The organism is Rickettsia sp. TH2014 (genome assembly GCF_019249195.1).
Taxonomy (GTDB): domain Bacteria; phylum Pseudomonadota; class Alphaproteobacteria; order Rickettsiales; family Rickettsiaceae; genus Rickettsia; species Rickettsia felis.
In genome coordinates, this window is sequence record NZ_MXAX01000301.1 from 45 (window position 1) to 14,629 (window position 14,585).

Sequence of the window (14,585 nt, forward strand, 5' to 3'; positions counted from 1 at the left end):
TTAATTTTACTAAATGTAAGATTAAATCTCAACTATTACATTTTAGCCAAGATAAAAGGCGATTTTATCTTAGACGTAAATCTAATTTTTGTAATTTTATTGTGTCGATGAAAATTTAAAAGGTTTTTCAGGAACAAAATGCTCCGATACTTCACCTGAAAATACTTGTCCTTTTGATATAATAAGTTTTTTTACTGGTACTCCTTTCTTGAAATCTAAATTGGCAAGAGATATCCAAAATACATTTGGAGAAGTTGATGAATCATAATAATAAATTTTATTTTTATGATCTGTAATTGTTCTCCATAATGTAGATGATATGTTTGGTTGATCAGATGTAGTGATACCCAAAGGAACACTAACACTACGCATTATTCCCATTACGCTTGCTATAGCTTGATTAATGTATTTTCCTTCAATAACGGCATTTTTATATTGTGGAGCGATTTTTTTAGGAATAGCATTTATCAAAAATGATGCGCGCACAAAACGATCTGCAGCTTTATTAGTTCCCAGCATGAATATTAAGCCGTTTATTTCTGCTCAATATGTATTTAAAGCAAGTTGATGGTCAAATTTCGGTGAATTAGTCATTACTTGATATTGTTTACCGTGATGTATCACTAAATTTCCGTCTATATACTCAAATATTGCTGAATCACCTGTACTATCGGAGATAGATAAATGAACTTGTGCCGGTATACCGTTTTCAAGAACTAACGGCATTACTCTAATAAGATGCTGACTAAATGCTTCTACGGCTTCTGCAACACTTGCAAAATTATCGAGTACATATTGTGTCCATATAGAAACAGATATAATATGTTGTTTATCGTCTGCTTTACCATAATTTGATTCTACCAAATATAATAAATTAGCGGCTAACCCTTTCTCATTTATCCCGTCAACAGTGCCAATATCATAACCGGAAGTAACTAAACTATCATATTTTGATACCCATGTAATCGATTGAGAAACGGCCATACCGTTACGCTCTATGCCACGTGGAAAAACACCCAAAGATTAGATTGAATATCCTCTCTCCTATCCATTGTTCTTCCTGTAATTACTACATTTTCTGAGCCTCAATAAACTGCCCTAGTACATCTATATATAGAAGATATAAAAATATTTGAAATAAGTAAGCTATAAATTAACTTTACTTGTATATTAATAAATTTTAAATAAATCGTTTTATATTTCTTAAAGCTAAAAATACTCATTATCCGCATATGTTACTTAGCAAATTAATGTTAATTGATGAATACTTTATATAAAAATAATATTATTGTAAATAAATTTACTTATATTAAAGAATAAAAATATAAGTAAAGCTTTCTTTTTTACAATAGTCATTCCCACGTAGTATTGCGTGGCATCGAAATCCCTCGTCATTGCGAGGAGGGACGTAATCCCGACGTGGAAATCTCAGGAATTTTGCTTGAAATTGCTTCGTCAATTACTTCGTAATTTCTTCGCAATGATGATGAAACGGAACCACGCAAAAATACCGTGACTGCCCGCAATGACGTTTAAGGCATATCCTCAACAATGCCTATCTTTGTTTCTGATTTCCCCTTTTAGCTTGTAATTTAGAGAATGCAATTTCTTTTACCGCTTCTACTCTTTTCGGTTGAATGCCTTGATTTCCTTTTTGTTTTAATATATTGCTAATTTTTATACATTCTGCTATCAGCTTCTGTGTACCATGATTTTATTTAAATTTTCAGGAGAAATTTTTTTCATAAAATAGTTTGAAATGTTAGATAAACCTATCTTTTCACAAAAATTTCCTACCTTGTAGTATATAGTATCTTTGGAATTTAAGTTGAAAGATTTAGCATTTAATAAGTTGGTCGTGTTTTCGATATTATCCTGATATTTTAAATCTTTCTTTATACCCTCAATATCCTGCTGGGTAAGATAATGTTCTTTTTTTTAGCTCTTTCATTATATTGTCGTAGAATTTTGCTACTTCTTTATCTGTTACGTTTATAGTTGTTGCCTGTTTTGTAAAATCAACAATTAGTGATTCCAACTTTTTGCCGGTAGATTTGTCTTGTGCACGCATCGATTTTACAGGATCAGAAATTTGTACTTCTACTTTATCTTTCTTAACCTCAACTTCTGTTTCTTTTCATTTTCCTTCTAAATCTTTGCTCCATTGTTGTTCCTTGATTATTTCTTTTTTCAAGCCTATAGAAGTTTTAATTTGGTAATTATTTTCATACACCCACTCTTTAGCATCCTTACCTTCAATTGTAATGTTATTATTTATTGCATAGAGTACCGGGTCTTTTACAGATGAATTAGCGAAAGCCTTTAACCAACCGCCATTTTTAAATTCAGGTGAGACATGACTGCATTTTGTTACTATCTCAGCTCCTTTGGCCACTTCTTGCATATTAACAAGATTTTCTTTTATACTGCCTTTATAGTGTTTCCTCAAATCATCAAAATTGTTAATATTAGCGAATAACGCAATATTTTTCGGATCAAACCCGGCTTTTTTTAATTCATCCATTTTTTGATCAACTATTGCTTCCACCTGTTTCTCATCAAATTGACTTATCATCTGATTTAACGATTCGCTATATTTATCGATACTAAATGAGAAATTACCCGCTTTGATAGCAGCATTGTAGCCGACTCCAGGACGTGCAAACATTTCATTTGTTGATTGGATCATACTGCCAAAATCCTTATAAAATGCTAAAAAAGAGCGACCATGACCAATTTTGGTTATTGTTTTACCATCTTGCGCCATTAAATTACCCGCATGATAATCTACTTCCCCAGCATATGACAAGCAGCTATGGCTTTTTCAAATCCTTCTAGCTTTTTAAATTTTGATCATTAGCTCTGACTCTAGTTTGATCTGATAAACCGGAAAATTCTGTTAGTGTTACAGCATTATCAAAAAATTTAGAACGAACATAAAGTGAATCAGGGTGTTTTTCATCTGCTTTTACCAGCCCTTCTTTTGATGCTCGATCATGTAATAAAATTGATACATGGTAGAGTCTATTAATTCTTGTACCCCGTCTCTTCGGTCGGCAATAGCCTGTTTTCGTGCATTATTATCTTGTATTTTTTGTCATGCAGCATGAGTTTTATAAAAATGTTTTAAAATAAAAGTATTTCCTAGTTCATCTTTAGTAACATAACCGGCTGAAACTCCTGATGCCTTTTGTCCTTTCTCCTCAAACTCAGTTTGCTGTGCCACCCTTTTATCACGTAGCATAGCATCAATTGCTTTTTTAGGGTCATTAGGATTGCTTATTTCTTCAAGTTTTCTGTAATCTGCATTATATCGGCTATCATCTAATCCAACTTGTCGTTCAATTGCCTCTTCCATAACTAAATGCTGTAAAAGAGGCGCATCGATTATTTCTCTGAATTCCTGGTGTTTATCTCCTGGAAACAAGTTTTTTATTATTGTTGCGGCTTTAGCCAAACCTCGATCATCCAAATCGGCTAATTCCATTTGATTAACATATAGACTTGCAGTAGTAGGGGATTGGTCATTAGAAAGGTCAATAGCAGATGAGGCAATGGCTTCGCAGGCTCTAGATATTTTGGCATTCAATGCTGTATCTTCTGTTTCCAAGGCTTTAAAAAGTTGCTCTTGTAATAATAATTCCTGTTGAGTTTTTTCTTTAGACATAAAATAACCTGATTATATTAACTAATGCTTCAAAAATTTATTATATAAATTAATTAATTATTATTAATTGCAGGGAAGAAAAAAACTCTAATTTGCAGTATTTTTTTATTATTTTTTCTGGATTGTCGAACTAGCTTGGCATTGCCCGCGTGAATCAATTTTATCCCTGTTATCCCGCGAGCTTGTAGCGGGATCAAGTTAAAAATACTAAAATTATTAGTATTTTTATTGTTTTTTGGATCCCGTGGTCAAGCCACGGTATGACCTCGAACGGATTTTTCGGTCCACGCAACAACGCCAACTTGCTTCGACCGTTCATAATGAGGAGTCGGTATCTATACAACAAGGTCCCGCTTTTGTTGGGATATAACATCGAGGTCTTTTTAAAAACTATTCGGTACTATAGATTTGATCGTGATATGACAATGAAAAAAACAAAGCCATGAAATAAATCATGACTTTGCAGAAAGGATACCAATTAATCTCTTCTGTTGCCTAAAAATCTCATTAAATATAGGAAAAGATTTATAAAATCTAAGTATAAAGTAAAGGCTGCCATAATAGAAACCTTTTGTCCTACTTCATCGTTTCCTGCCATGTAATACATAGACTTAATCTTTTGAGTGTCCCAAGCAATTAGTCCCATAAATACTACTATTCCAATAAGAGAAGTAGCAAAAGAAAGAGTCGAGCTTTTTAGAAACAAGTTGACTAATGAAGCAATGATAAGACCTATAAGACCCATTGCAAAAAATGAACCCATAGATGTTAAATCTCTACTTGTACTATAACCGTATAAACTCATTGCTCCAAAAACGGAAGAACAAATAAAGAAAGTACGAGCTATCGAGGCACCGGTATAAATAAGAGCTAAATATGCAAGCGACATACCGGTTAAACCGGCATAAACCCAAAATAATATTTGTGCTGTTTTCAGGTTCATTCGTCCAAAGCCCATAAAGAAATATAAAGCAATACCGAGCGGAGCAAACATTATAATAGCACCGAAACCTGTTTGAAACATTAAATTATAAATAGGTTCAACTGATATAGTCGTTACGGCCGCTACACCGGTTAGTAAAAGTGCTAAAGCCATATAATTATATACTTTAAGCATGTATTTTCTTAAGCCTTCATCAAAAGTTTTATTCTTTGAGGTGGCAGTTAAAGTTTTTGTATAATCGATCATAAGAAACCTTAGGATTATGTTATTTACATAATAAAATATAGTCTGTTAGAGCTGTTTTTTCAAGCTATAATTATAAATATCTTGCATTGAATATAAAGCCGGTGATTTATTGTGTAGCCAAATAGCAGCTTTAATTGCACCAATGGCAAAAGAATTTTTATTCAGGGCTTCGTGTTTTAAAGTGATTATTTCATCATCACCTAGGAAAGCTATTTCATGTATACCGTGAACATTTCCACCACGAAGTGAGGAAATACCTATTTCTTTTTCGCTTCTCGGTCTGTTGCCGCGATGAAATGCTATATTTAATCCTTTTTCGCTTGCAATTGTTTCAGCAAGCATAATAGCAGTTCCTGAGGGTGAATCTTTTTTATTACGGTGATGCGTTTCTAGAATTTCAATATCGTAATCATCTAGTATTTTTGTTGCCTTTCTTGCTAAATAGCTGAGCAAATCAGCCCCGATACTCATATTTGCAGAATATAAAATAGGTAAAGTTTGAGCTGCTTTTTCTAAAAGCTTAAAATGCTGAGGTTGAAGTCCTGTGGTTCCAATTACTAATTTTGTATTATGTTTTAATGCATAATTAATTAATTTTTCTAATATTTCAGGAGTAGAAAAATCGATGATTACATCAGAATTTTTACAAAAATTATCTAAATCATCTAAATTATTAGTACTATTAAATTTTGCTGAAATTTTGCAATCTTTAAATTTATCTATTCTCTCTGTAATGGTTTTTCCCATTTTACCTGTAGAACCGCTAAGACCGATACTAATCATGTTTGATTTATTGTAAATTTGTATAAGATTTATGAAAATATAATAGAGGCTTTAAATCATTTTTAATAGCAGTATTTATTACTTCACCAATAAATATAACATGGTCACCGACATCGTAAGAAGCATATTTAGTACATTCTATATAACAAGTTGCACCGTTTATTAAAGGACAATTGGTTTTATTGCCAAGCTCATAAGCAATTTTTGTAAATTTATTAGGTTGTGATTTAGCAAAATGTTTTGAGATATCAATTTGATGCTCTGCTAAAATACTAACTGCGAATTTATCACTTTTCTGAAAACTGTTTATACTAAAAGAGTTTTTATTGAGGCAAAATAATATTAACGGTGGTTTTAAAGATACAGAAGTAAGAGAACTAGCAGTAAAGCCAAAAAGCTCGTTATTACAATTTGTTGTTATAATAGTCACTCCCTGGGGGAATCGACTCATAGTATCTTTAAATTGACTTTCTGTTACTGTCCCAGCCATTTTTTCATAATTTTGTTAATGGTTCCGTCTTTTTTTAATGAATCGATTGCCTCATTAATTTCACTAATTAGTCCTGAGTTTTTAGACATACCTATAGCAAAATTTGATGAAAATTCTTCTAAAGTACTGCTTTCTAAATTTGAATTATTTTCTTTTAATTTTTTGCCTTGAAATTCCTCAGAAATAATAGCATCTATGACTTTGGCTTTTAACTCTTCAACTAACATTAAATGATTTGCTAAAGAATGAACTTTAATATTCATTGTCCGTGATAGATCTTGTGCTTTTTTTTCTAAAACACTACCAAGTTGTACCCCTACTATTTTATTCTCTAGATCTTTGCTATTTTGTATATTATCACCTGTTCTATATATTATGGCAAATCTTGCAGTAGCGTAATTATCGGAAAAGCTGATATATTCGGAACGCTCTGGTGTTACGGAAAGCTCCGCCACCGCAACATCAATATTTTCACTAACTAAAGCTGCAAGTAAACCGTTAAAGTCGAAGTTTTTTATAATAACTTTTTTATTTAGACGTTCACTTATTGCTTTTATAATATCAATATCAATCCCAACAATCTCCCCGTCTTGGATGAATTCATAAGGAGGATTATCTGCGGCAGTACCGACTATTAAAGTTTTTTCCGTTTCTTTTTTATCACAAGAAATTAGTAAGAAAGATAGTAAAAATATTTTTAGAAATTTCATAAAAATAATGTTTTAAGTTTGAGTGTGTGTCATGTGCCGAATTGTCATTGCGAGGAGATGCGTAGCATCGACGTGACAATCTCAGAAGTATTATACTATTTCATGAGATTGTCACGCTCTACTTGAGTTCGCTCGCAATGACGGGAAAACTTATCACGTGGGCAATACCTACCGGAGTAATAGCTTCAAGAATCCAGCCTATCCTTTAAAAGCTGATTCACAAGCGTCGGATTAGCCTTACCACCAGTTTTTTTCATTACCTGCCCTACAAAGAAACCGAATAACTTATCCTTACCACTTTTATAACCCTCTACTGATTCAGGGTTTTCAGCTATTACCTCGTCAATTACTGTGTTCAGCACGTTATTATCCGAAACTTGCATCAGTCCTTTTTCCTCTACTATTTTATCGGGTGCTTTACCGGTTTCAAACATAATTTCAAAAACGGTTTTTGCAATTTTACCAGAAATAGTATCATTTTCTATTAATTTTACCAGTTTTGCAAAGTTACTAGGAGTAATTTTGCATTCATTTATTCCTATCGATGCTTTGTTTAATTGTCCGAACAACTCACTAGTTAGCCAATTAGTAAGCATTTTAGGGTTACATTCATTTGCTGCTTTCTCAAAATACTCAGCAACCGATTCATCGGCTACTATTACTTCGGCATCATATTTACTTAAACCAAATTCTTTCGTATATTTTTCAATCTTTTGATCAGGTAGCTCAGGTAAGTTTGCTTTTAGTTCATTTATTAACTCATCAGAAATAACAAGCGGTAATAAATCGGGATCAGGAAAATATCTATAATCAAGTGCTTCTTCTTTTAAACGCATAGTTTTTGTTTCACCGCTATCGGCATTAAATAAGCGTGTTTCTTGAATTATTACTTCACCGTTTTCAAGCAAGTCTACTTGTCTTTTAGCTTCAAATTCTATTGCTTTAATAATATTACGAATCGAATTAATATTTTTAATTTCGCATCTTGTGCCGAGTGGTTCACCGCTACGTCGTACTGAAATATTAGCATCGCAACGCATTGAGCCTTTTTCCATATCACCGTCGCAGCTGCCGATATAACGTAGCAAATTTCTCAGCTTTTTTACAAATTCAGCCGCTTCTTCCGGTGAAGATATATCAGGCTCAGTTACAATTTCCATAAGTCCAATACCGGCACGATTTAAATCGATAAAGCTGTAATGTGGTGATTGATCATGCATAGACTTACCTGCATCCTGCTCTAAATGCAAACGGTTAATGCGAATAGTTTTAAGATCGCCGGTATTAGTCGGTATTTCCATAGTTCCGTTTTGCACTATAGGATAATAAAATTGCGAGATTTGGTAACCTTGGGGCAGATCAGCATAAAAATAATTTTTACGATCAAATACCGAATATTTATTTATTTTAGCTTTAAGCCCAAGCCCTGTTTTAATTGCTTGGTATACGCAATGCTTATTTAATACCGGTAACATCCCGGGCATTGCTGCATCAACATAGGAAACCTGCGAATTTGGTCTTGCTGCAAAAATAGTACTACTTCCTGAAAAAAGCTTAGATTTTGAGGAAATTTGAGCATGGATTTCAAGCCCTATTACATATTCCCATTTTCCCGTATTACCTTCAATATATGCCATAATTAAAAACCTTTTGGCTCAAATTTAATATGTTTTACACCTGACTCAATTGTCGATGCTACTTTCAAAACATTATATTCGTCTAATTGTTTACCTATAATCTGCATCCCAAGAGGTAAACCTCGTGCCGATAATCCGGCAGGAACCGATGCACAAGGTAAACCGGCTAAACTTGCAGGAATAGTAAATAAATCGTTTAAATACACAATAGTCGGATCATTTTGTTTTTCACCGATCTTAAAAGCTTCGGTCGGTGCTGCAGGTAACAAAATGGCATCAACTTTTGCAAAAGCATTATTAAAATCGTTTGCAACTAAACGACGTACTTTTTGAGCTTTTAGATAATATGCATCCATACAACTAGATGAAAGCACATATGTTCCAATCATAATACGACGTTTTACTTCCTCCCCAAATCCGACTGATCTAGTCATTTCATACATTTCGTCAAGCGTCATATTTTCGCGTTCTACTCGAAGACCGTATCTAACGCCGTCATATCTAGATAAATTTGAAGAAGCTTCAGCCGGTGCTATTACGTAATAAACGGCAACACCGTATTTAGCATGCGGCAGCGTAATATCAACTATTTCAGCATCGGCGTTTTTAAGTAGCTCTATAGTATCCTGCCACATTTTCATAATATCAGGTTCAATAATACCGCCTTCACCAAGGCTAAGAGGTACACCTATCTTCATATTTTTCATAGAACTTCCGATAGCGGATTGTAGTTCTGGAACTTCTGCTTTAATCGAAGTAGAATCTTTTTCATCAAACCCCATCATCGCTTCAAGCATAATGCTACTGTCTAAAACGCTTCTAGTAAATATCCCTGCTTGATCAAGTGAGCTAGCAAAGGATACCATTCCGTATCTTGAGCAACGACCATATGTCGGTTTAAATCCGACTAAACCCGTAAAGCTTGCAGGTTGACGTACCGAGCCTCCAGTATCGCTACCAAGAGCAGCAGATGCCATAAACCCGCTAACTGCTGCAGCTGAACCACCTGAAGAACCACCCGGAACTAAATCTGCATTATCCTCATTTGCTTTCCAAGGACTAATTACATTTCCAAAACAACTAGTGATATTTGCCGAACCCATTGCAAATTCATCCATATTGGTTTTGCCAAGCATCACACCGCCCTTATCAAAAATATTTTGTGTAACGCTTGATTCATAATTAGGTATAAAATTTTTCAGTATATTAGAACATGCCGTAGTTCTAATTCCTTTCGTACAGAAAAGATCTTTAGCGGCAAATGGTATACCCTCAAGTGTTCGCGGTTGATTTTTAGCATAATTTTGATCGGCTGCTTCGGCCTGTTTTAAAGCTAAATCAAAAGTTTCGGTAACATAAACATTTAGGTTTCTATGTTTCTCTATTTGTTTAATATGTGCATTAACTAATTCCTTACTTGTAAAATCTTTATTTTTTAGACCTTTTACACTGTCTGCTACTGTTAATTTGTTTAGTTCCATCATAATTATTCAACAACCTTTGGAGTGATAAAATATTTTACTTCTTTAGCAAGTTGAGCACTATTTCCGCTTACATTATCAAATAATTTATTTGACAAATCAGAACTTGTAACGGCGTCCTCTCGCATTCTAGCATTCATATTAGAAACCGAAGTTAAAGGCTCTATATCTTTGCAATCTATTTCATTTAAAATATCAATCATATTCATAATAGTACTAAACTGAGCAGAAAATTTTTCTACAGTATCTTCTTCAAATTTTAATCTAGCTAATTTTGCTATTTTCTGTGCTTCTTCTTTTGTAATCATAGTTTTATTTTCTTCATTCGGGTATTTTTAGGCGTTGGCGTCATTGCACGGAAAAATTGAAAATTTTGACGAAGCAATCTCAGGAGTTTTATAATACTTCACGAGATTGCCACGCTCACTTCGTTTGCTCGAAATGACAGTTTTGGTATCTACGCAATAATGCCTGTGAGCCATGACGATTAGAATCAAAAAGTCATTATCTCTTGTTCTTTTTGTTTTATTGCCGAGTCAACTTTACTACCATAATCATCGGTTAGTTTTTGTACTTGTTCAGATAAGCTATGATGCTCATCTTTTGCAATAATATTATCCTTTTCTAGCTTTTTAAGCTCTTCATTGCCATCTCTTCTAATATTACGTAATGAAATTTTAGTATCCTCACCGTATTTATGAGCAAGCTTTACCAGTTCTTTACGTCTTGCTTCAGTTAAAGCCGGTATCGGTAGTCTGATTAATTGACCGTCCGTTGCTGGAGTTAAGCCAAGATTTGCTATCGTAATTCCTTTTTCTACCGAGGACACCATAGATTTATCCCAAACCTGCACGTTAATTGTTCGTGCATCAGGGGTGGATAGAGAAGCAACTTGTGAAAGCGGCATTTTACTCCCGTAAGCTTCCACGGTTACGCTATCAAGCAAATTAACCGAAGCTCTACCGGTACGCAAGCCTTTAAGCTCATGATCTAAAACTTTCAGAGTTTTATCCATCTTTTCTTGTAAGTTTTTCTTTAACGTTTCTGTGTCCATATTATTTTATCCGTATATTATTAGTATTAGAAAATACCCCCGATGTCATTCTTGCGTGGATACACAACTGTCCGAAGTTAAAATGAACAAAAGCCATTTAATAGCTAAAAATGGTATTTTTAACGTAAAACATCAAAAATACTACCAGCAATAGTTGTAAAAAAATTGCCTATTCTACTTATTTTTCAACTTCGGACAGTTGTGGTGTGGATACTAAATCGTCATCGCGAGAAGAATTACGTAGTAATTCGACGAAGCAATCTCAGGAGTATTACTTCATGAGATTGCTACGTCGCTTCGCTCCTCGCAATGACGAAAAACCGAGTCACACTACAATAATATTATTCCTCAATTGTCGTATATCCGCCTTTATCTTGTATTACTCTAGCAAAATTTCCCTGTTCTTTTATCGAAAATACTCTTATAGGTAATTTATTTTCTCTTGCAACTGCAATAGCTGCCGTATCCATGACTTGCAGGTTGTTAGTTATAACATCTTTATAGCTAATAGTGAAATATTTTTTAGCATCAGGATTTTTTTTAGGGTCGGAATCATATACGCCATCAACTTGAGTTGCCTTTAACAAAATATCGCAATTCATTTCGATTGCACGAAGTACTGCGGCACTATCAGTGGTACAGAACGGATTACCCGTGCCTCCGGCAAAAATTACCACACGCTTTTTTTCCATATGTCCTTTAGCTTTACGGCGAATATAAGGCTCGCATACGCTCATCATAGGAATAGCCGATAGAACTCTTGTATAGATACCTAAGCTTTCCATAACGTTTTGCAATGTTAAAGCATTAATCACCGTTGCGAGCATACCTATATAATCCGCTGAAGCTCGGTCCATACCGACAAGTGCTGCATTGATCCCTCGATAAATATTCCCACCTCCGACTACAATAGCGACTTCTACTCCTAAATCAATGACCTCCTTAATATCGCCGGCAATCTTTTTTATTACCTCATATTCATGTCCAAATTGTTTGTCTCCCATTAAAGCTTCCCCTGAAACTTTGAGCAAAACTTTTTTATACTTTAGAGCGTTTATATCTGATAACATTTTCTACTTCAAGTTGTTTTTAATATTTGCTTAATTTTTTTAATCATTCTACCTCTTTGTAGGTCGGTAATCGATGATTTATTGAGTGCATGTACTAATAGCATATTATTATTTATATCAAGTGTTACCGTACCGGGTGTTAATGTAATCGAGTTACTATAAATTACTTCACCGATTTCTTCTAGCCCTTCTGCGTCAATCCATTCAAAAACCGGCTCTATCTCTATTTTTTTTTGCCAAATTATTTTGATAACCGGGAAAGCTGATTTCCATATTTCTAATAATAACCAAGGAAAATATAATATAAATTTAATTTTAGTGAGCATTAACATTTCCGGTTAATTTGATATTTGAAGTAAAAGGTATTAGTAGCATTATAAATACAAATAACAGCCCTATCATATTAAATATATTATTTATTGCAATTACAAAAGCATCATTATTTAATTTGTTTGCTAATAACAAATAGGATGCTTTTTCAGGATTAAGGACTTTTCCACTTAATAATTCAGTGTAAGAATTTAGTTGTTCTAATGCCATTATAGAAGTAGACGAGATATTTTCTGATAAATATTGCATAAAGATTTTAGTATCATTAGTAAGTATAGTACTGATTACCGCAAGTCCTGCAGCTCCTCCTAAATTACGAGTAAGATTATAAAGCCCGCTAGCGTTACCTACTCTTTCTTTTGGCATATTGCCAAGAGCTATATTATTAGTCGGTATAAAACAAAACATTAATGAAAGTCCTCTAACAAATTGAGGAAGCACAAAGGCAGCAAATCTAGAATCAGGTGTTAGAAAACTATTCAAATGACATCCAAGAGCAAACCCTCCAAGCCCTATAATAAGCATCAGGCGTAAATCTACCCCTAGCCCTAACATCCTACCGGCGAGAGGTGCAGATAAAAATTGTGCTCCGCCCGTCACCATCATAGTAGCCCCGATTTGCAATGTATCATATCCGGCAATAGTAAAGAGAAATAGCGGTAATATATATACTGCTCCGTATAATCCGATACCCATAACGAACGAATAAAGGCAACCAAAAGTAAAGTCTTTATAAAGGAATGTTTTTAAATCTAAAATTGGATTAATAAAGGTTAGTTCTCTAATGATTAATAAAACAAAACCTAAAGCTACTGCAATACTTAAGAATAGTATTAAATTATCCTCAAGCCAACCTTTTTTGTTTCCTTCTTCTAAAACATATTGTAATAAGCCGAGCGTTAAAGCCATTAATAATATACCGAGAAAATCAAAATTTTTCAGTAATTTATAATTTGGTTTATCAAAATCCCCATATAAAAATACTACCGTGCATACGAAAATACCAGGTACGACGTTCAATAAAAACATAAAATGCCATGATAAAATTTCTGTAATATATCCACCGAGTGTAGGTCCTAAAGTAGGGGCAACAGTTACGACAAGTCCAATTAAGATAGTAACGATAGGACGTTGTGATGCAGGAAAAATTATAAAAACGGTACTAAATACCGTCGGTATCATAGCACCACCAAAAAATCCTTGTAATGCTCTAAAGATAATCATTGATTCAATATTAGTTGCGAGCGAACATAATACGCTCATAACCGTAAATCCTAGAGCTGCAATAAAATAAGAAATTCTGGTAGAAAGTAACCTTGCTAAAAAGCCGGTAATAGGAATAATGATAACTTCAGCTATTAAATAAGATGTTTGAACCCAAGAAAGCTCATCGCTTGATGCAGCAAGACCTGCAGCTATTACGGATAATGAGCTAGCGACAATCTGAATATCAAGTACCGACATAAACATCCCGACAACCATACCAAAAAAAGCAAATAATTGCTTTTTAGAAAGAGCAGGCGGTTGTAAATTATCATTTGACATAATTAAATTATACAGTTTAAATTAAATAAAGTTAATAAGTGAAATAAAAATATATGTTTAAAATAAAAAATTGTTGTACAACTTTTAATTTTTAATTAAACTATTTATTAGGATATAAGTAGACAAGACCTAATATATGGTAATCATTTTATTTATATTTAGCAAATAATAAATATGTAATTGATTTATTAAAAATATTTACTATAATATTAACATTTATTAACTATAATTGATTTATCAATATGCAAAATCCAGCACAAAAAGTTATGTCTTTTTCAGAGCATAAATCTGATATAGAACGCATAAAGAAATCAATAGAAGAAGGGTGGGCAATAGTAAAGCTAGTACCTAATAAAGACCGTTTTATCGGACTTTTAGAAAAGATTTCGCACGCTGAAGATGAAACAATCTATATTCCTCCAAGAAAAAAGATAATAGTTAATTAACACGAATAGCGAATTATTACATAATCTGCTATTCAGCTTGAGAAGTTGAATATAAAAGTGCAATAATTCAATGATTTAAGGCTTGTATTTCTTCTAATTTGTAATAGTTGAGATTTAATCTTACATTTAGTAAAATTAAGATAATANNNAATGGAGGATTAGAGATGAATCTAAATCAAAAAA

12 protein-coding genes and 2 pseudogenes are annotated in these 14,585 nt (G+C 33.4%); 1 reads left to right on the plus strand and 13 read right to left on the minus strand.

All coding sequences use genetic code 11. The annotated features are described in order from the left end of the window. Positions 1-96: 96 nt before the first annotated feature. The 13 genes and pseudogenes from KYQ89_RS08070 to KYQ89_RS06845 form a co-directional block, all read right to left on the minus strand. Positions 97-984 (minus strand): annotated as a pseudogene (locus KYQ89_RS08070) (linear amide C-N hydrolase). 571 nt (positions 985-1,555) lie between these two features. Beyond that, positions 1,556-3,667: pseudogene (locus KYQ89_RS06785) on the minus strand (hypothetical protein). 478 nt (positions 3,668-4,145) lie between these two features. After that, on the minus strand, positions 4,146-4,856 hold the full coding sequence (locus KYQ89_RS06795) for a Bax inhibitor-1/YccA family protein (protein WP_218460952.1): 711 nt from the start codon (positions 4,854-4,856) through the stop codon (positions 4,146-4,148). Positions 4,857-4,901: 45 nt separating this feature from the next. Then, positions 4,902-5,639, minus strand: coding sequence for a 4-hydroxy-tetrahydrodipicolinate reductase (gene dapB, locus KYQ89_RS06800; protein ID WP_218460953.1), 738 nt, complete (start codon positions 5,637-5,639; stop codon positions 4,902-4,904). A gap of 7 nt (positions 5,640-5,646) precedes the next feature. Further along, a complete protein-coding gene (locus tag KYQ89_RS06805) occupies positions 5,647-6,129 on the minus strand; it encodes a flavin reductase family protein (protein ID WP_218460954.1) in 483 nt (160 codons plus the stop codon). Then, positions 6,114-6,839, minus strand: coding sequence for an ABC transporter substrate-binding protein (locus tag KYQ89_RS06810; RefSeq protein ID WP_218460955.1), 726 nt, complete (start codon positions 6,837-6,839; stop codon positions 6,114-6,116). Before KYQ89_RS06810 ends, KYQ89_RS06805 begins: the two co-directional genes overlap by 16 nt. A 185-nt stretch (positions 6,840-7,024) precedes the next feature. Continuing rightward, a complete protein-coding gene (gene gatB / locus KYQ89_RS06815) occupies positions 7,025-8,476 on the minus strand; it encodes an Asp-tRNA(Asn)/Glu-tRNA(Gln) amidotransferase subunit GatB (RefSeq protein WP_218460956.1) in 1,452 nt (483 codons plus the stop codon). Between the two features lie 2 nt (positions 8,477-8,478). Then, a complete protein-coding gene (gatA, locus tag KYQ89_RS06820) occupies positions 8,479-9,960 on the minus strand; it encodes an Asp-tRNA(Asn)/Glu-tRNA(Gln) amidotransferase subunit GatA (protein WP_218460957.1) in 1,482 nt (493 codons plus the stop codon). Positions 9,961-9,962: 2 nt separating this feature from the next. Beyond that, complete coding sequence (gatC, locus tag KYQ89_RS06825) at positions 9,963-10,265, minus strand: Asp-tRNA(Asn)/Glu-tRNA(Gln) amidotransferase subunit GatC (protein WP_218460958.1); 303 nt, start codon at positions 10,263-10,265, stop codon at positions 9,963-9,965. Positions 10,266-10,450: 185 nt separating this feature from the next. Next, positions 10,451-11,011 carry a ribosome recycling factor gene (frr, locus tag KYQ89_RS06830; protein ID WP_218460959.1) on the minus strand — a complete coding sequence of 187 codons (561 nt, stop codon included), beginning with the start codon at positions 11,009-11,011 and terminating at the stop codon, positions 10,451-10,453. 341 nt (positions 11,012-11,352) lie between these two features. Continuing rightward, positions 11,353-12,081: a UMP kinase gene (pyrH, locus tag KYQ89_RS06835; protein WP_218460960.1), complete on the minus strand. Its 729-nt coding sequence runs from the start codon at positions 12,079-12,081 to the stop codon at positions 11,353-11,355. An 8-nt stretch (positions 12,082-12,089) separates the two neighbouring features. Continuing rightward, entirely contained in the window at positions 12,090-12,413 is a 324-nt protein-coding gene (locus KYQ89_RS06840; RefSeq protein ID WP_218460961.1) for a monovalent cation/H+ antiporter subunit E, read from the minus strand. Continuing rightward, the gene (locus KYQ89_RS06845; protein ID WP_218460962.1) at positions 12,397-13,956 is read right to left on the minus strand and encodes a DHA2 family efflux MFS transporter permease subunit; all 1,560 of its coding nucleotides are present in this window, start codon (positions 13,954-13,956) and stop codon (positions 12,397-12,399) included. Before KYQ89_RS06845 ends, KYQ89_RS06840 begins: the two co-directional genes overlap by 17 nt. A 242-nt stretch (positions 13,957-14,198) precedes the next feature. Between KYQ89_RS06845 and KYQ89_RS06850 the strand changes: the two genes are divergently transcribed. Further along, positions 14,199-14,402 (plus strand): DUF2674 domain-containing protein, encoded by a 204-nt coding sequence (locus KYQ89_RS06850; RefSeq protein WP_218460963.1) that lies wholly within the window; start codon positions 14,199-14,201, stop codon positions 14,400-14,402. Positions 14,403-14,585 lie beyond the last annotated feature (183 nt).

Excerpts from the sequence above, each read along its gene's own strand:
- KYQ89_RS06795 (WP_218460952.1), bottom strand. The coding sequence starts at position 4,856 with ATGATCGATTATACAAAAACTTTAACTGCCACCTCAAAGAATAAAACT.
- dapB (WP_218460953.1), bottom strand. The coding sequence starts at position 5,639 with ATGATTAGTATCGGTCTTAGCGGTTCTACAGGTAAAATGGGAAAAACC.
- KYQ89_RS06805 (WP_218460954.1), bottom strand. The coding sequence starts at position 6,129 with ATGGCTGGGACAGTAACAGAAAGTCAATTTAAAGATACTATGAGTCGA.
- KYQ89_RS06810 (WP_218460955.1), bottom strand. The coding sequence starts at position 6,839 with ATGAAATTTCTAAAAATATTTTTACTATCTTTCTTACTAATTTCTTGT.
- gatB (WP_218460956.1), bottom strand. The coding sequence starts at position 8,476 with ATGGCATATATTGAAGGTAATACGGGAAAATGGGAATATGTAATAGGG.
- gatA (WP_218460957.1), bottom strand. The coding sequence starts at position 9,960 with ATGATGGAACTAAACAAATTAACAGTAGCAGACAGTGTAAAAGGTCTA.
- gatC (WP_218460958.1), bottom strand. The coding sequence starts at position 10,265 with ATGATTACAAAAGAAGAAGCACAGAAAATAGCAAAATTAGCTAGATTA.
- frr (WP_218460959.1), bottom strand. The coding sequence starts at position 11,011 with ATGGACACAGAAACGTTAAAGAAAAACTTACAAGAAAAGATGGATAAA.
- pyrH (WP_218460960.1), bottom strand. The coding sequence starts at position 12,081 with ATGTTATCAGATATAAACGCTCTAAAGTATAAAAAAGTTTTGCTCAAA.
- KYQ89_RS06840 (WP_218460961.1), bottom strand. The coding sequence starts at position 12,413 with ATGTTAATGCTCACTAAAATTAAATTTATATTATATTTTCCTTGGTTA.
- KYQ89_RS06845 (WP_218460962.1), bottom strand. The coding sequence starts at position 13,956 with ATGTCAAATGATAATTTACAACCGCCTGCTCTTTCTAAAAAGCAATTA.
- KYQ89_RS06850 (WP_218460963.1), top strand. The coding sequence starts at position 14,199 with ATGCAAAATCCAGCACAAAAAGTTATGTCTTTTTCAGAGCATAAATCT.